This window comes from Variovorax sp. J22R115, assembly GCF_030317005.1.
Taxonomy (GTDB): Bacteria; Pseudomonadota; Gammaproteobacteria; order Burkholderiales; family Burkholderiaceae_C; genus Variovorax.
Genome location: NZ_JASZYM010000003.1, coordinates 384,921 through 401,226 on the forward strand (window position 1 = coordinate 384,921; position 16,306 = coordinate 401,226).

General features: G+C 66.2%; 13 protein-coding genes. 5 read left to right on the top strand and 8 right to left on the bottom strand.

Annotated features, from left to right (window positions below):
* Positions 1-50 precede the first annotated feature (50 nt).
* A complete protein-coding gene (gene cydD, locus QTI04_RS07180) occupies positions 51-1,730 on the bottom strand; it encodes a thiol reductant ABC exporter subunit CydD (RefSeq protein WP_286614712.1) in 1,680 nt (559 codons plus the stop codon).
* A 157-nt stretch (positions 1,731-1,887) separates the two neighbouring features.
* Between cydD and QTI04_RS07185 the strand changes: the two genes are divergently transcribed.
* Complete coding sequence (locus QTI04_RS07185) at positions 1,888-3,018, top strand: glycosyltransferase family 4 protein (RefSeq protein WP_286614713.1); 1,131 nt, start codon at positions 1,888-1,890, stop codon at positions 3,016-3,018.
* Here the strand turns inward: QTI04_RS07185 and QTI04_RS07190 are convergent.
* From QTI04_RS07190 to QTI04_RS07220, 7 genes are all read right to left on the bottom strand, one after another.
* Positions 3,015-4,121: an acyltransferase gene (locus QTI04_RS07190; protein ID WP_286614714.1), complete on the bottom strand. Its 1,107-nt coding sequence runs from the start codon at positions 4,119-4,121 to the stop codon at positions 3,015-3,017. The genes QTI04_RS07185 and QTI04_RS07190 overlap by 4 nt on opposite strands.
* Before the next feature lie 43 nt (positions 4,122-4,164).
* Positions 4,165-5,127: a nitronate monooxygenase family protein gene (locus QTI04_RS07195; protein ID WP_286614715.1), complete on the bottom strand. Its 963-nt coding sequence runs from the start codon at positions 5,125-5,127 to the stop codon at positions 4,165-4,167.
* An 86-nt stretch (positions 5,128-5,213) separates the two neighbouring features.
* Positions 5,214-7,004: an acyl-CoA dehydrogenase gene (locus tag QTI04_RS07200; protein ID WP_286614716.1), complete on the bottom strand. Its 1,791-nt coding sequence runs from the start codon at positions 7,002-7,004 to the stop codon at positions 5,214-5,216.
* A gap of 99 nt (positions 7,005-7,103) precedes the next feature.
* Positions 7,104-8,039, bottom strand: a complete 936-nt coding sequence (locus tag QTI04_RS07205; RefSeq protein ID WP_286614717.1) for an electron transfer flavoprotein subunit alpha/FixB family protein — start codon at positions 8,037-8,039, stop codon at positions 7,104-7,106.
* 11 nt (positions 8,040-8,050) lie between these two features.
* Positions 8,051-8,800 carry an electron transfer flavoprotein subunit beta/FixA family protein gene (locus QTI04_RS07210; RefSeq protein WP_286600938.1) on the bottom strand — a complete coding sequence of 250 codons (750 nt, stop codon included), beginning with the start codon at positions 8,798-8,800 and terminating at the stop codon, positions 8,051-8,053.
* Positions 8,801-8,940: 140 nt separating this feature from the next.
* Positions 8,941-10,221, bottom strand: a complete 1,281-nt coding sequence (locus tag QTI04_RS07215) for a mechanosensitive ion channel family protein (RefSeq protein WP_286600063.1) — start codon at positions 10,219-10,221, stop codon at positions 8,941-8,943.
* Between the two features lie 9 nt (positions 10,222-10,230).
* On the bottom strand, positions 10,231-11,184 hold the full coding sequence (locus QTI04_RS07220) for a histone deacetylase family protein (RefSeq protein WP_286614718.1): 954 nt from the start codon (positions 11,182-11,184) through the stop codon (positions 10,231-10,233).
* A 75-nt stretch (positions 11,185-11,259) separates the two neighbouring features.
* Here QTI04_RS07220 and QTI04_RS07225 point away from each other — a divergent pair, with 75 nt between their 5' ends.
* Genes QTI04_RS07225 through mltB form a run of 4 tightly spaced genes read left to right on the top strand, consistent with a single transcriptional unit; the run spans position 11,260 to position 16,305 of the window.
* Positions 11,260-12,180 carry a MoxR family ATPase gene (locus QTI04_RS07225; protein WP_286600061.1) on the top strand — a complete coding sequence of 307 codons (921 nt, stop codon included), beginning with the start codon at positions 11,260-11,262 and terminating at the stop codon, positions 12,178-12,180.
* On the top strand, positions 12,177-13,184 hold the full coding sequence (locus QTI04_RS07230; protein ID WP_286600060.1) for a DUF58 domain-containing protein: 1,008 nt from the start codon (positions 12,177-12,179) through the stop codon (positions 13,182-13,184). Before QTI04_RS07225 ends, QTI04_RS07230 begins: the two co-directional genes overlap by 4 nt.
* Entirely contained in the window at positions 13,178-15,172 is a 1,995-nt protein-coding gene (locus QTI04_RS07235; RefSeq protein ID WP_286614719.1) for a DUF3488 and transglutaminase-like domain-containing protein, read from the top strand. The genes QTI04_RS07230 and QTI04_RS07235 overlap by 7 nt, the downstream gene beginning before the upstream one ends.
* A gap of 53 nt (positions 15,173-15,225) precedes the next feature.
* Entirely contained in the window at positions 15,226-16,305 is a 1,080-nt protein-coding gene (mltB, locus tag QTI04_RS07240) for a lytic murein transglycosylase B (RefSeq protein WP_286614721.1), read from the top strand.
* The last annotated feature ends 1 nt before the right edge of the window (position 16,306 follow it).

Here is a 16,306-nt window from a genome sequence, read left to right on the forward strand (position 1 = left end):
CTCCGCGGCCAGGAAGGGAACGATGACCGGACGAAGATCGCGCCAGAGCTTCACGCGGCCTCCTCTTCGAGCACTGCATCCAGGCGAATCACGCGGTGCATTCGCGCGGCGAGCACGGGGTCGTGCGTCGCCACGATCAGGGTCTTTCCGCGCGCGAGTTCGAGCAGTGCATCGGCCACGCGCTCCGCGGTTTCGGTGTCGAGGTGGGCAGTCGGCTCGTCGACCAGCAGAAGGTCGGCATCGGGATGGGCGGCAACGCGCGCCAGCGCCAGCCGCACGGACTCGCCGCCGGAAAGTCCGGTGCCGCCCTCCCCCAGCGCGCCGCTGGGGTGCGCCTGGGCCACGCCGTCCAGGGCCGCAAACTGCATCGCAACTTCAACCTGCGGCGTGTGGACGCCTGCACGTCCCATCGCGACGTTGGCCTGAACGGAGCCCGCGAACACGTGCGGCTTCTGGCCCATCCACGCCATGCGACCGCGCAGCGCGACGGCCGTTCGGTCCGACAGCGGCACGCCGCCGATCACGATCTCGCCCTGCTGAACGGGCACCAGACCGGCAATCAAGCTCAGCAGGGCCGTCTTGCCCGAGCCGCTCGGGCCCAACAACGCAACATGCTCGCCCGCAGCGACACGCAGGTCGAAGCCTTCGAAGAAGGCATGCTCGCCGGCGTGAGCGAAACGCAATCCGTGGATACGGATCGACGGCGCACCTGCCACGGCCAGGCCTTGCTGCGACGCGGTCGCTTGCGCACCCGGCAGCGGCACGCCATCGCGCGCAAGGCCTTCAAGCGAATCGAGCGCCGCCTCGCCGGCCGCGCGGTCATGCCACACCGCCGACAGCTCGCGCAGCGGCTCGAAGAATGCAGGCGCCAGCAGTAGGATGAACATGCCCTGGCCCAGGCTCAGGCGCACGCCCCAGGTGCCGAATTCGAAGGTCCCCAGCAGATGGAAGCCGACATACGCCGCCACCATGGCGACACCCAGCGCCGAGAACAGCTCCAGCACGGCGGACGACAAGAAAGCGATGCGAAGCACCACCATCGTTCGTTCGCGCAGGCTCTTCGCTGCCTCGCCCAGTCTTCGGGCGGTGGCGTCGATGGCGCCGAGGGCGCGCAGCGTCGCCAGCCCTCGAAGGCGGTCGAGCAGGAATGCGTTCATGTCGCCCACTTCGATCAGCTGTGCCTCGCTCGCGGCCTTGGCTCGCCAGCCGACGATCGCCATGAAGATCGGGATCAGCGGCGCCGCGATCAGCAACACCAGCGCTGCAACCCACGACAGGCTCGCGACGGCCACCACGATCACCAGCGGAACAACCGTGGCGCGCCAGCGGGCCGGGCCGTAGCGCACCAAGTAGGGCACAACGGCCTCGGCCTGCTCGGCAATCACGCTGGCGGCGAGTCCCGAAGCGGGCCGCGCACTATCGAGTGGCGAGCGCGCGGCGAGCGCGGCGGCCACGCCCGCACGCAGACCGGACAACTGCGAGCGAGCTGCCGCATAGACGCGACGCATGCCCCAGGCTTCGCAGACTGCTCGCAGCAACCCCAACAGTAGGATGCCTGCCGCGGGCACGATGATCACGTCGACGCCTTCTCCCTCACCCAGCCGCTGCACGGCCCACGCCAGCAGTGCCGCTTGCGGTATCCACAGCAGCGCCGCGAAGCCCTGAACCAGGCTCCCCAGCCCGGGAGAGTCGAGGGAGCGCAAGCCGGAAGTCGAAGCGGGTTGATTCACTTTTTGAATTCGTGTAATTTCAGTATTTACTGAAAACTCGGCAATCATAAGAGATGTCGCGCTGCGCCGACGATCTTCGCCGCAAAGCCCGCACCAGAATGCCAAATCCCCATGACGCAACCGCTAAGCTCCAGTGTCGATCGACGGAGAACGCCAATTGAAGATCCTTTCCATCACGCCGACCTACTTTCCGGAAATCGGGGGTATCGAATCCTTCGTGCGTGAACTCGCGACGCGCATTTCGCGCGGCGGCACGCAGGTGGACGTTGCCCATGTCTCGGCAAACCATGCAGCCTTCTCGGTGAGCGAGATGGACGGCCTCAAGGTGTATCGCGTGCCGGTGACCGGCAACCGCCTCGTGGGCTATGCACGAGGGCTGGGCCGGCTGGCGGCCGGCTACGACCTGCTGCACGTGCACGACCCGCATCTGATGGTGCTGACGACCAACATCATCCTTCAGTGTCGAAACGTTCCGGCGGTCTTGAGCACGCATGGCGGCTTTCATCACACCAGGCAGCACGAGGCATTCAAGTGGCTCCACGAGCGCTTCCTGATGCGCAGGCTGTTGCGGCACTACCGCAAGGTCCTGGCCGGCAGCGATTCGGACATGATCTACTTCGCCCGCTATTCGGACAACATCGCGAAGAACGAACCCGGCATCAACTTCGGCAAGTTCCAGAGCGGCCGCACGACCGGCACGCCGGACCCGACCCGCTGGATCTACTGGGGCCGGTGGTCGCGCAACAAGCGCATCGATGCGGTCATCGACACGGTCGCCATGGCGAGGGACAACGGCATCGCGATCGACCTGCTGATCGCCGGCCCCGATTTCGACAAGCTGGGTGAATCACTGCGGGCCCGGATCGACGCTCTCCAATTGGGCGACTCGGTCCGGATGCATCCGTACATCGAAGATGCGGCCCTGATGCAGGAACTGCAGCAACGCACCGTGTTCATCACGGGCAGCGAATACGAAGGCTTCGGCATCGGCATCGTCGAGGCAATGGCGGCAGGCAAGATCGTGGTTTGCCGCGACATCGAGCCGATCAACGGCTTCGTCGACAAGTCAGAGACCGGCTTCTTTCTCGACTTCGACAACGGCCCGAAGGATCTCGCCACGGTGCGCGAGATCACCAGCCTGGACCCGGCGCGCTGCGAGGCGATGTCGAGCGCCGCGCAACGCAAAGCCAAGCGCTACGACTGGGAATCCGTGGCGCTGCGATTCGCGGAACACTACGCGAAGGCGCTCTCCGGCCGGGACCAGGGCGGGGCCCTGCGCGCCCGCTAGCTCGCCAACACCAGCCCGCAGGCCAGCAGGCCCGCGAACAGGCTCAGCACCGCGCGCAAGGTGGCAGGCCGCGATTCGACGCAGCGGTACAGAAGCAAGGCCGCCGCGATCGACAGCGCAAAGGTGACGAGAAGTCCCAGCAAGTCGATCCACGGCGTTGCGGGCAGCAACCGGCTCACCACCGCACTCACCAGCAAGAGCACCGGGAAGTGAATGAGGAACAGCGAATACGAGATGCGCCCCAGTCGCACCAGCGGCTCGCCCATCGACGGCCAGGCGGCAGGCTTCAGCCCGTCGAGGTGCTGGACGATGGCGACGCAGAGCGCAGTGACCAGCGCCGTCGCGATGCGGCTGCGCCAATCGAGCGCCAACGCCGCAGCACCGAGCAATGCCAGCAAGACGATGGAAAAGGCCCAGGTGCTGGTCCGAGTCGCTCGGCCGATCCAGAAAACCAGCATGCCCAGTCCATAGGAGCCGAAGAAGTACAGCGCCGTGGTGTCGAGCTCCTCGTGTCGGTTGAACACTGCCAGCGAAGCGATGACCAGCGCCAGCACGAGCCCCGCGACCAGCCAGCGTGATCGCTCGGGCCGCACGGACCAGCGCCGCTGCATCAGCTCCGACAAGGCGATCGCTGCGAGCGCGAGGACGAAGAGCTGGAAGTCGATGGCGACGTACCACACGCCGGTCGACAAGGCGTCGTAGCCAAGGAGGTCCTGCAGCAACAACCCGTGCGCCAGCAACTGCGCCATGCCCGGCGGTGCGGGCACGGCCTCGTCATCGAGCCACGGGCGGACCAGGGCGGCGACCAGCACACTCAAGATCAGCGCCACGAGATACGGCATGACCAACCGCCCGTAGCGCTGGAAGACACGCACCAGCGGCCGATCGACGCGCAGGACGCCGTCGGGCGCGAGGCTCCCTGCAGCCAGGAAACCGGCCAGCACTAGGAACACCTGGACGGCCAGCCGTCCGTCTTCCGCCAACCAATCGAACAACGCTGGCGCGAGCGTAGACGCGCCCTCTGGCATGGGACCGTAGCGCGAGAGGTGATGCGCGACGATCACGGCGCAAGCAATGCCCTTCACCGCGTCGAGAAGGGGCATGCGCCCCAGGGAAGCTGGCACGGGAGTGCCCATGGTCACGCGCTCAGACTGCAAGGCGGCTACGCGCTTCCTGGTATTCGCGCTTGAGTTTCTCGATGAAGGCCGCGGCGCTCGCGACCTCGGTGACCGCGCCAATGCCTTGGCCCGAACCCCAGATGTCCTTCCAGGCCTTGGCCTTGCTGCCATCGCCACCGCCGAAGTTCATGGTCTTCAGATCGCCCTCGGGCAGGTTGGTCGGATCCATGCCCGCCGCCACGATGCTCGGCGCGAGATAGTTGCCATGCACGCCGGTGAACAGGTTCGAATAGACGATGTCGTCGGACGTGCCGTCGACGATGGCCTGCTTGTACTCGGCGCTCGCCCGCGCCTCTTCGGTCGCGATGAAGGCCGTGCCGATGTAGGCGAAGTCGGCGCCCATGGCCTGCGCCGCCAGCACCGCACCACCGGTGGCGATGGAGCCCGACAGCGCGATGGGGCCGTCGAACCATTGGCGGATTTCCTGCACCAGGGCGAACGGGCTCTTCACCCCCGCGTGGCCGCCGGCGCCCGCAGCGACGGCGATGATGCCGTCGGCGCCCTTCTCGATCGCCTTCTTCGCGAAGTTGTTGTTGATGATGTCGTGCAAGGTCACGCCGCCATAGCTATGGACCGCGTCATTGACGTCGGTGCGCGCGCCGAGCGAGGTGATCACGATCGGCACCTTGTACTTGACGACCATCTCCATGTCGTGCTCGAGCCGGTCATTGCTCTTGTGCACGATCTGGTTGATAGCGAACGGCGCGGCCGGCTTGTCCGGATTCGCCTTGTTGTAGGCCGCGAGTTCCTCGGTGATCTCGGCAAGCCAGTCTTCGAGCTGCGACGCGGGCCGCGCATTGAGCGCCGGCATCGCGCCCACCACGCCTGCCTTGCACTGCGCAATCACGAGCTTGGGATTGCTGATGATGAACAGCGGTGAACCGATGATGGGCAACGGCAGATTGGCGAGCACAGGCGGCAACTTGGACATGGGGTCTCCGGGGAAATGTTGGGTGAAGCTTAGGGTCATGCGCGGCCCGCGCCCGTCAGTTGAGTGACAGGGCGCGGCGCGTGCGGTCAGAACGATTCGAGCGCCAGGGCGATGACGCTGTCGGCACCTTCGACGATGCTGTCGCGAAGGCCGGGCGCCTTGTTCAGGATGTGCTCGGCGTAGAAGCGTGCCGTCGCGACCTTCGCCTTCATGAAGGCCACGTCGGTCCCGGCCTTTGCCAGGTCTTCCGCGATCAGCAATGAACGCGCAAGCTGCCAGCCCGCCACCACATTGCCCGCGAGCATCAGGTAGGGCACGCTGCCCGCGAACACGGCGTTGGGCGATGCCTTGGTCTGACCGGCGACGAACTCGACCACGTCGACAAAGGCCTCGCGTGCGGCCTTCAGGCGCTTGGCCATCGCCGATGCATCGGGCGTGCCGCGCTTCGCGAGTTCGGCTTCGGTCTTCTCGATCTGCGCGGCGATCGCCTTGGCGGTCTGGCCGCCGTCACGCGCGGTCTTGCGACCCACAAGGTCGTTGGCCTGGATCGCCGTCGTGCCTTCGTAGATCGTCAGGATCTTGGCGTCGCGCAGATACTGCGCCGCACCGGTCTCCTCGATGAATCCCATGCCGCCGTGAACCTGGACGCCGAGCGAGGCGACTTCCAGACTCATCTCGGTGCTGTAGCCCTTGACCAGCGGCACCAAGTATTCGTAGAAGGCCTGGTTCTGCTTGCGTGTGTCGGCGTCGGCGTGATGGTGCGCCGCGTCATAGGCAGCTGCTGCCACGCTCGCCATGGCGCGGCAGCCTTCGGTGTAGGCGCGCATCGTCATCAGCATGCGCTTCACGTCGGGGTGATGAATGATCGGTGCGCTGGCGTTGATCGAGCCATCGACCGGGCGACTCTGCACGCGGTCCTTGGCATAGGCGACCGCATGCTGGTAGGCGCGCTCGGCGACCGCGATACCCTGCATGCCCACCGCATAGCGGGCCGAGTTCATCATGATGAACATGTATTCGAGGCCGCGGTTTTCCTGGCCGACGAGGTAGCCCACCGCGCCGCCATGGTCGCCGTATTGCAATACTGCGGTCGGCGAGGCCTTGATGCCCAGCTTGTGCTCGATGCTGACGCAATGGACGTCGTTGCGCGCACCCAGCGAGCCGTCCTGATTCACGAGGAACTTGGGCACCACGAACAGGCTGATGCCCTTCACGCCTTCGGGCGCCCCGGTCACGCGCGCCAGCACGAGATGCACGATGTTCTCGGCCATGTCGTGCTCACCGTAGGTGATGAAGATCTTGGTGCCGAACACCTTGTAGGTGCCATCGGGCTGCGGCTCGGCGCGGCTGCGCACCATCGCGAGGTCGCTGCCGGCCTGCGGCTCGGTCAGGTTCATCGTGCCGGTCCACTCGCCGCTCACGAGCTTCTCGAGATAGATGGCCTTCAGTTCGTCGGAGCCGGCCGTGAGCAGCGCCTCGGTCGCCCCGTCGGTCAGCAGCGGGCACAACGCGAAGCTCAGGTTGGCCGAGTTCAGCATCTCCACGCACGCAGCGCCGATCGTCTTGGGCAGGCCTTGGCCACCGAAGGCTGACGGATGCTGCAGGCCCTGCCAGCCGCCCGCGACGTACTGGGCAAAGGCTTCTTTGAAACCCGGCGTGGTCGTGACCTTGCCGTCCTTGAACGAGGAAGGATCCCGATCGCCCGCCACGTTGAGCGGCGCAACCACGTCCTGATTGAAGCGCGCGCATTCCTCGAGCACGGCCTGTGCGGTTTCGAGGCCGGCTTCTTCGAGGCCCGGCATCTGCGAAACCTGCGCGATGTTCGCGAGGTGTTCGATGTCGAACAGCATGTCCTTGAGGGGAGCGGTGTAGCTCATCTTTGTCTCCTGTGGCCCTTCGGCCGAACGCGAACCGATGCGAAAAAAAGGGCATCGCGAACGATGCCCTTTGGCTCGAACATCGAGTGGGGGTCTATCTCAAAGTGCCTTGACCAGTTCCGGCACGGCCGTGAACAGGTCAGCCACAAGGCCGTAGTCGGCCACGCTGAAGATCGGTGCTTCTTCGTCCTTGTTGATCGCCACGATCACCTTGGAGTCCTTCATGCCCGCCAGATGCTGGATCGCGCCGGAGATGCCGGCTGCGATGTAGAGCTGCGGCGCCACGATCTTGCCCGTCTGTCCCACTTGCCAGTCGTTCGGGGCGTAGCCTGCGTCCACTGCCGCACGGCTCGCACCGAGGCCTGCGTTGAGCTTGTCCGCCAGCGGTGCCATCACTTCGGTGAACTTCTCGGCACTGCCGAGTGCCCGGCCGCCCGAGACGATGATCTTGGCGGCCGTCAGTTCGGGGCGTTCGCTCTTGGTCACTTCACGGCCCACGAAGCTGCTCTTGCCGCTGTCGGCCACGCCGTCCACGGTTTCCACCGCTGCGCTGCCGCCAGTGGCTGCGGCCGCATCGAAGCCCGTGGTGCGCACGGTCGCGACCTTGATCGGGTCGCTGCTCTGCACGATGGCAATCGCATTGCCCGCATAGATGGGGCGCTCGAAGGTGTCGGGGCTGTCCACCTTGGTGATGTCGCTGATCTGCGCGACATCGAGCTTGGCAGCCACGCGAGGCGCCACGTTCTTGCCGTTGGCCGTGGCCGGGAACAGGATGTGGCTGTAGTTCTTGGCGATCGCGAGAACCTGAGCTGCAACGTTCTCGGCGAGGTTCTCCGCCAGGCTCGGGCTGTCGGCCACGATCACCTTGGCAACGCCTGCCACCTGGGCGGCAGCCTTGCCGGCTTCGGCGGCATTGGCGCCAGCGACCAGCACGTGGACATCGCCGCTCGCGCAAGCGATGCCTGCGGTCACGGTGTTCAGGGTCGCCGGCTTGAGCGTGGCGTGGTCGTGTTCGGCAATAACAAGTACGGTCATGTCGTTCTTCCTCAGATCACCTTGGCTTCGTTCTTCAGCTTGTCCACCAGGGTGGCCACGTCGGGCACCTTGATGCCGGCGCCACGCTTGGGCGGCTCGGAGACCTTCAGGGTCTTCAGGCGCGGCGTGACGTCCACCCCGAGGTCTTCGGGCTTGAAGGTGTCGAGCTGCTTCTTCTTGGCCTTCATGATGTTGGGCAAGGTCACGTAGCGCGGCTCGTTCAGGCGCAGGTCGGTCGTGATGACCGCGGGCAGCGACAAGGAGATGGTTTCCAGGCCGCCGTCGACTTCGCGCGTGACGTTGACCTTGTCGCCGGCCACTTCGACCTTGGAGGCGAAGGTGGCTTGGGGCAGATCGGCCAAGGCTGCGAGCATCTGGCCGGTCTGGTTGGCGTCGTCGTCGATGGCTTGCTTGCCCAGGATCACGAGCTGGGGCTGTTCCTTGTCGACCAGCGCCTTGAGCAGCTTGGCAACAGCCAGGGGTTGCAGCTCTTCGGTGGTCTCCACCAGGATGCCGCGATCGGCACCGATGGCCATGGCCGTGCGCAGGGTCTCCTGGCACTTCGCATCACCGCACGAGACGGCGATGATTTCCGTGGCGACGCCCTTCTCCTTCAAGCGCACTGCCTCTTCGACGGCGATCTCATCGAAGGGGTTCATGCTCATCTTGACGTTGGCGATGTCCACACCGGTGCCGTCGGACTTGACGCGCACCTTGACGTTGTAGTCGACGACCCGCTTGACGGGGACCAGGATCTTCATTGGGTTGACTCCATTGAATTGCGAAACCGGGGGGTGCAGGGCAGCCGGAGATTTTAGGCGCCGGCCTCTGCGCGAACTGTCCATTTCAATCGGGGTGGCACGTCGTGGCCCGGAAAACGAACGATCGTGCTTTTTTGCGATTATAGGCGAGCCTGCTCGGCTGGAACCACAATAGGCGGTAACGAATCGATGCGCACCACCCTCTGCGGGTGGGCAACGACGATGCAGGCATCGCGCAACCCCTGGAGAATCGCGATGTTGATGGCCGAGCGGAGGTTGTCCCTGCCCTTGTCCGGATCGGACACCCACAAGTTGAGGCTGAACTCCAATCCGTCCGGCACAAAGTTGAGGAGGAAGGCAACCGGCGCCGGGTCGGTCATCACGCGCGGCTGCGCCGCCGCAGCCGCACACAGGATCTCCTGCACCTTCGCGACGTCGCTGTCGTAGCCCACCACGATGTTGGTCGTGATGTTGAACTTGAGATCGGCCTGCGAAAGGTTCTCGACCCGGCTCGTGATGAGCGATTCATTGGGCACGATCGATTCGCGCCCGTTGCCCGCGCGCACCAGCGTGTAGCGTGTCTTGATGTCCGTGATGCGGCCTTCGAAACCGTCGACCCGCACGTTGTCGCCGATTCGGATCGACCGTTCGAGCAGGATCACGAACCCGCTGACGTAGTTGGCCGCGAGCTTCTGCAAGCCGAAGCCCAGGCCCACGCCCAGCGCGCCGCCCAGCACGGACAGTGCCGTCAGGTCGACACCCACCGCCGACAAGGCGAACAGCAGGCCGATCAGCAGCAGCAACGCACGGACCGCATTCGACGCCACCTTGCGCATCGACAGGTCATGCACCGCCTCCCGCAAGATGCGGTTCTCGATGGTCGACGAGATCCACAGTGCGATCACGAGCACCAGCCCGGCCGACAGCAAGCCGCTGAGGATGGTGCGCAGGCTCACCCGCGTCCGCCCGAAGGCCAGCGTGATCTCGTCAAGTTCCGCCAGCACCGGCGGCAGCAAGCCGATGATCCAGAGCACCGCCCCGATCCACGCGAACCACCAGATGGTCCGCTCCACCAGCCGCGCCATGGCCGAAGCCGGAAACACGGCGCGCAATACGAGCGCGAAGAAACGAATCACCGCGAGGGAGAGGAACACCGGCACCGCGATGCGCAGCACGAACACCGGCTGGAAGGTCAAGGTCCCACGTCGCGCCAGATCGGTGAGCACCAGTGCCACCAGCGGGAACAGCACGCCATCGAAGGTCCGCTCGCCGAACCAGATCGAATCCTTCGGCTGGTCGCGCCCGAACCAACGGCATGCCGCCCAGGCAACACCGACGCAAACGACCAACACGACGACTTCTATCCACACGCTGCGCGCATGGATCTCGTTGAATCTTTGGGTAAAGACGCTGAAATCCATCGGTCCGGGCTAGAGATCCGCCAGCACCCGCAGATGCTCTTCGACGCTGCGGGCCAAGGCGTCGAGGTTGTAGCCCCCTTCGAGCATCGACACGATGCGCCCGTTGGAATGCCGGCGCGCCACATCGACGATGCGGCTCGTGATCCAGCCGAAGTCTTGCTCGTTGAGCTTGAGCTGGCCCAGGTCGTCGTCGCGGTGCGCATCGAAACCGGCACTCACGAAAATCATCTGCGGCTTGAACTCTTCGAGCCGCGGCATCCAGCAGGCCTCGATCAGCTCGCGCACGTCCATGCCTCGGGTGTAGGCCGGCACCGGCAGGTTGAGCATGTTCGCCGCGGGGTGCTCCGTGCCGCTGTACGGATAGAACGGGTGCTGGAAGATGCCGACCATCAGCACGCGCGGATCGTTGCTCAGGATGTCTTCGGTGCCGTTGCCGTGGTGCACGTCGAAGTCGACGATGGCAACGCGTTCCAGCCCGTGCTCTTCGATGGCATGGCGCGCGGCGATCGCAACGTTGTTGTAGAAGCAGAAGCCCATGGCCTTGTCGCGGCAGGCATGGTGACCGGGCGGGCGCACGGCGCAGAAGGCGTTGTCGATCTCGCCTGCCATCACCGCGTCGGTCGCCGCGATCGCGGCACCGGCGGCGCGGCGCGCGGCCAGCACGGTGAAGCGGGTCAACGCGGTGTCGGGATCGATCTGCGCGTGGTCCGGGCCGCCGGCCGGTGCGTCCTCGATCAGGCGCTGGCTCAGCGCTTCGAGATACTCCATGTGCGCAACACTGTGCGCTCGGGTGATCTGCGCGAGCGTGGCGAGCGGCGCTTCACCACGTTGCAATGCGTCGCCGACGCCAGTGACGAGCAATCTGTCTTCGATCGCATCGAGCCTCGCGGGGCACTCCGGATGGCCGGCCCCCATGTCGTGCTTCCAGCAATCGCGGTGTGTGAAATAGCCAGTTTTACCCATGGATCGACTCGCGTCGTAGCCTCACGCGGCATGGGGCCGCAAGGGTTACGGTATTGTTTGCATATGGATACAAAAATGGACGTCGCCGCGAAGCTCGCCAGTTTGCTCGGTCAGCTTAACACGGTGATCGTGGGCAAAGAGGCTCAGGTACGCGACTGCGTCGCCTGTTTGCTGGCGGGCGGCCACCTGCTGATCGAGGACGTTCCGGGGGTCGGCAAGACCACCCTGGCGCATGCGCTCTCGCACACCTTCGGGCTGCAGTTCTCACGGGTGCAGTTCACTGCCGACCTGATGCCGGGCGATCTTTCGGGCGTGGCGATCTACGACCGGGCCCAGCAGGCTTTCGTGTTCCACCCTGGCCCCATCTTTGCCCAGGTGCTGCTGGCGGACGAAATCAACCGCGCGAGTCCCAAGACCCAGAGCGCCCTGCTCGAGGCGATGGAAGAAAAGCAGGTCACCGTCGAAGGCGAGACGCGACCACTGCCCACGCCCTTCTTCGTGATCGCCACGCAGAACCCTCACGACCAGTTGGGCACCTTCGCGCTGCCGGAATCGCAGCTCGACCGGTTCCTGATGCGCATCTCGCTCGGCTACCCGGACCGCGCCGCCGAACGCGAACTGCTCGCCGGCGCCGATCGCCGCGAGATGCTCGCATCGCTGCCCGCCCTGCTGACGGCCGGCGAACTCACCGCGCTCCAGCAGCGCGTGCTGCAGGTGCATTGCGCCGAGCCACTGCTCAGCTATGTGCAGGACTTGATTGCCGCGACGCGTTCCGGCCGCTGGTTCCTGCAGGGCCTCTCGCCGCGCGCCGGCATCGCCGTGCTGCGAGCCGCCAAGGCGCAGGCGCTGCTCGCCAACCGGGACTACGTCGCGCCCGACGACGTGCAAGCGGTGCTGCCGCAAACCATCGCGCATCGCCTCACGCCCGTCGGCGACGCCGGCCGCGGCGCGGTGGAACAGGTACGCGCCATGACCGCAGCGGTGCCGCTGCCGTGAAAGCGCCGGCGCTGGCACGCGCGCGGATCGCGCGCCCCTTCGCGCCGCTGCGTTCGCGTATCGACCGCTGGTTCCTCTCGCGTCGGCCGCCCTCGGACACGCTCGAACTCACCCAGCGCAATGTCTACATCCTGCCGACCAAGGCAGGCTGGATGCTGGCGGCCACCCTGCTCCTGCTGCTGGTCGCGTCGATCAACTACCAGCTCAACCTCGGCTATTTGCTGACCTTTCTCCTGGCGGGCAGCGTCGCGGTCGGCATGCACGTGTGCCACGGCACGCTGCGTGGCCTCGCGATGCGCCTGATTCCGCCCGACGCCCAGTACGCGGGCGCAGCCGCCGTCTTTCGCGTGGTGTTGACCAACGCACGGCGCACGACGCGCTACGGCATCGGGCTGGCGGTCCACCACAGCGGGCAATGGTCGTGGAGCGACGTGCCCGCGCAAGGGAGCGCCACGGTCGAGGTGGCGTTCAGGCCTGAACGGCGTGGCCTCCATCCCGTACCGACGCTCACGGCGGAGACCCGCTTCCCGCTCGGGACCTTCCGCGTGTGGACGGTCTGGCGGCCGGCGTCACAGATGCTCGTTTATCCCGCGCCGGAAATGAATCCGCCGCCGCTGCCGGCTGGCGAACCGCTGCCCGGGCAGGCTGCGTCCGCCCCGGCGCGCACCCACTTGGCGGGTGAATACGACGGCGTTCGTGCCTACCGGCGCGGTGATCCGCTCAAACTGGTCGTCTGGAAACGCGCTGCGCAAGCCCAGGCCGCGGGTTCCGAGGACCTGGTCAGCAGGGATACGCAACAGGCACAGCGCCAGGAGTTCTGGCTGGATGCGCACGGCACGGGCCTGCCCGGCACCGAGGCGCGCCTGTCCCGGCTTTGCGCGTGGGTGCTGATGGCGGATCGACTGGGCGTCGACTACGGATTGCGCGTCGCGGGACGCGTCGTTGCGCCGTCACAGGGCGAAGCGCACAAGCGGCGGTGCCTGGAGGCGCTGGCGACATGCTGATTCCCCGTCTCCAAAGCTTGCCCAGGGACGCCCGGGACACCCTCTTCCTCCTGGCGGTCATCGGTCTCATCCTCCTGCCGCAGGTCCCCAACCTGCCCTGGTGGTGCAGCATGCTCGCCGCCATCGTCCTGCTGTGGCGCGGCACCCTGGCTGTGCAGGCCAAGCCCTTGCCCAGCAAATGGTGGCGAGTCGCCCTCCTCGCGATCACGCTGGTCGCCACCTATTCGACCCATCGCACGCTGCTCGGCCGCGATGCCGGCGTCACCCTGATCGTGATACTGCTCGCGCTCAAGACGCTGGAGCTGCGCGCACGCCGCGACGCCTTCGTGATCTTCTTCCTGGGCTTCTTCACGATGCTCACGAACTTTTTCTATTCGCAATCGCTGATGACGGCGCTCGCGATGCTGCTCGCCTTGCTGGGCCTGCTGACCGCGCTGGTCAATGCCCACATGCCGGTCGGCAAGCCGCCGCTGGCGCAGGCCGCGCGCACCGCGGGATGGATGGCACTGCTCGGCGCACCGATCATGCTGGTGCTGTTCATGCTGTTCCCCCGCATGGCACCGTTGTGGGGCACGCCCAGCGACGCCATGGCCGGCCGCACCGGCCTGTCGAACACGATGCGCGTGGGCACCATTGCGGAGCTGGCGCTCGACAACGGCATCGCCGCGCGCATCCGGTTCGATGGCAATCGCGTCCCGCCGCGCTCGGCCTTGTACTTCCGCGGGCCCGTGATGTCGCGGTTCGACGGCCGCGAATGGAGCGCTCCACCTCCGTTCTCGCGCGGCTTCATGCCGCAAAACCTCCGTGTGCGAGGCGAGGCGACTGCCTACGAAGTCACCCTCGAACCCGTCAACCGTGCCTGGCTGCTGACGCTCGATGCCACGCCGGCCAAGCCCGATGTCCCGGGCTACGAGATCTTCGGCACGCCCGAACTGCAATGGATCGCGAACCGCCCCATCAGCGATCTCGTCCGCTACCGCGCGGAGAGCTTCACGCAGTTTCAAAGCGGCCCTCTGCGTCGCACGTCCACGCTGCAACCTTACGTCGAACTGCCGCCGGGCTCGAACCCGCGCACCGTCGCGCTCGCGGCGCAAATGCGTCGCGACCCGGCGCTAGCGGGCGCGTCCACCCAGGCTTTCGTCCAAGCCGCGCTGCAACGGCTTCGCACAGGCGGGTACGCCTACACGCTCGAACCCGGGCTCTACGGCGACGACACCGCCGACCAGTTCTGGTTCGACATCAAGGCAGGGTTCTGCGAGCACATCGCCTCGGCCTTCGTGGTGCTGATGCGTGCGCTCGACATTCCGGCGCGCATCGTCACCGGCTACCAGGGCGGTGAACTCAACAACGTCGACACCTACTGGGTGCTGCGCAACAGCGACGCCCATGCGTGGGCCGAGGTCTGGCAAGAGGGCGCGGGCTGGGTTCGCGTCGACCCCACCGGTGCGATCTCGCCCGATCGCGTCGGCCAGTTCCGCCGGCTCGCGGCACAGCCGGGCCTGTTCGCCGGCGCGATCGAGGCCATGAACCCGACGCTGTCGCAGACCCTGCGCGCCACCTGGGAGGCCATCAACAACGGCTGGAACCAGTGGGTGCTCAACTACACGCAGAGCCGTCAGTTGGACCTGCTCAAGAACATCGGCTTCGAGACACCCAGCCTGCAGGACCTCGTGATCGTGCTGCTCATGCTGATGGTGACCGCCAGCCTCGCCGGCGCTGCCTGGACGCTCTGGGAGCGCAGCCAGCATGACCCCTGGCTGCGCCTGCTGGGCCAGGCCCGGGCGCGGCTGAAGCAGGCGGGCATCGATGTGCCCGAGGCAACGCCGCCGCGCCAGATGGCCGCACGGCTGGACGAGCGCTTCGGCACCAGCGCGCAGCCCGCGTACGACTGGCTGCTCAGGCTCGAGGCCCAGCGCTACGCCAAGGCGCCGGGCGATGCCCTCTCCGCGCTGCGTGCCGAATTCCGCCGCCTGGCATGGCCCCGCTGAAACCACTTGTGTCCACAGGAGACGCCGTCCACGCGGGCGGCACAATCAACACGATGCGACGCCATCTCCCCCACGCCCTCGCGACGGCTCTCGTCGTGGCGACCACTTTCCTGCTGGCGGCGCCCGCTTCCGCGCAGACTCAGTCCGAAAAGCGCAACGGCCCGGTGCGCGGTGCCATCCCCTACGCCACGCGCGAAGATGCGATGCAATTCGCCGATGAAGTCGCCGCGCGCCGCAATCTCGACCGCGCGTGGGTACGGGAAACCATCGGCAACGCGCGGCAACTGCCCAACGTGCCGCGCCTGATGCTCCCTGCGCCGACCGGCACGCCCAAGAACTGGTACGTCTACCGCAGCCGCTTCATCGACCCCGTGCGCATCCAGGCCGGCGTGCGCTTCTGGCGCAACAACGCCGACACGCTCGCGCGCGCCGAAGCGAAGACCGGTGTGCCCGCCGACATCATCGTCGGCATCATCGGGGTCGAGACCATCTACGGCCGAAACATGGGCAATTTCCGCGTCATCGACGCGCTCGCCACACTGTCTTTCGACTTCCCCGACGCCCATCCCCGCGCGGCCGAGCGCCGGGCTTTCTTCCGCGGCGAGCTCGAAAGCTTCCTCAGCACCGAAAGCCGCACCGCCGAAAACCCGATGACTCCCGTCGGCAGCTACGCCGGCGCCATGGGCATGCCCCAGTTCATGCCGAGCAGCATCGCCAAGTACGCGGTGGATTTCGACGGCGACGGCCGCATCGATCTGGTCAACAACCCGGCCGACGTGATCGGCTCCGTGGCAAACTACTTCAAGGCCTTCGGCTGGAAGCCCGGCATGTCGCCGACCTTTCCCGTGAGCTTCGACGAATCGCGGCTCAAGAAAAACGTGCTGCTGGCGCCCGACATCGTCCCGACCTTCAGCGCCGACGCCTTCGTCGCCGGCGGCGCCGTGCTGCGCGGTGATGCGCTCAAACACACGGGCCTGCTCGCGCTCATCGAACTGCAGAACGGCGGCGAGACGCCCACCTACGTCGCCGGCACCCAGAACTTCTACGTGATCACTCGCTACAACTGGAGCAGCTACTACGCCATGTCGGTGATCGAACTGGGGCGCGAAGTGCGGGCGGCGATGGAGCAGTGAT

Bases quoted from the DNA above. Each gene is read 5' to 3' on its own strand.
- QTI04_RS07190 (WP_286614714.1), bottom strand. From the start codon at position 4,121: ATGCCCCTTCTCGACGCGGTGAAGGGCATTGCTTGCGCCGTGATCGTC.
- QTI04_RS07195 (WP_286614715.1), bottom strand. From the start codon at position 5,127: ATGTCCAAGTTGCCGCCTGTGCTCGCCAATCTGCCGTTGCCCATCATC.
- QTI04_RS07200 (WP_286614716.1), bottom strand. From the start codon at position 7,004: ATGAGCTACACCGCTCCCCTCAAGGACATGCTGTTCGACATCGAACAC.
- QTI04_RS07205 (WP_286614717.1), bottom strand. From the start codon at position 8,039: ATGACCGTACTTGTTATTGCCGAACACGACCACGCCACGCTCAAGCCG.
- QTI04_RS07210 (WP_286600938.1), bottom strand. From the start codon at position 8,800: ATGAAGATCCTGGTCCCCGTCAAGCGGGTCGTCGACTACAACGTCAAG.
- QTI04_RS07215 (WP_286600063.1), bottom strand. From the start codon at position 10,221: ATGGATTTCAGCGTCTTTACCCAAAGATTCAACGAGATCCATGCGCGC.
- QTI04_RS07220 (WP_286614718.1), bottom strand. From the start codon at position 11,184: ATGGGTAAAACTGGCTATTTCACACACCGCGATTGCTGGAAGCACGAC.
- QTI04_RS07225 (WP_286600061.1), top strand. From the start codon at position 11,260: ATGGACGTCGCCGCGAAGCTCGCCAGTTTGCTCGGTCAGCTTAACACG.
- QTI04_RS07235 (WP_286614719.1), top strand. From the start codon at position 13,178: ATGCTGATTCCCCGTCTCCAAAGCTTGCCCAGGGACGCCCGGGACACC.
- mltB (WP_286614721.1), top strand. From the start codon at position 15,226: ATGCGACGCCATCTCCCCCACGCCCTCGCGACGGCTCTCGTCGTGGCG.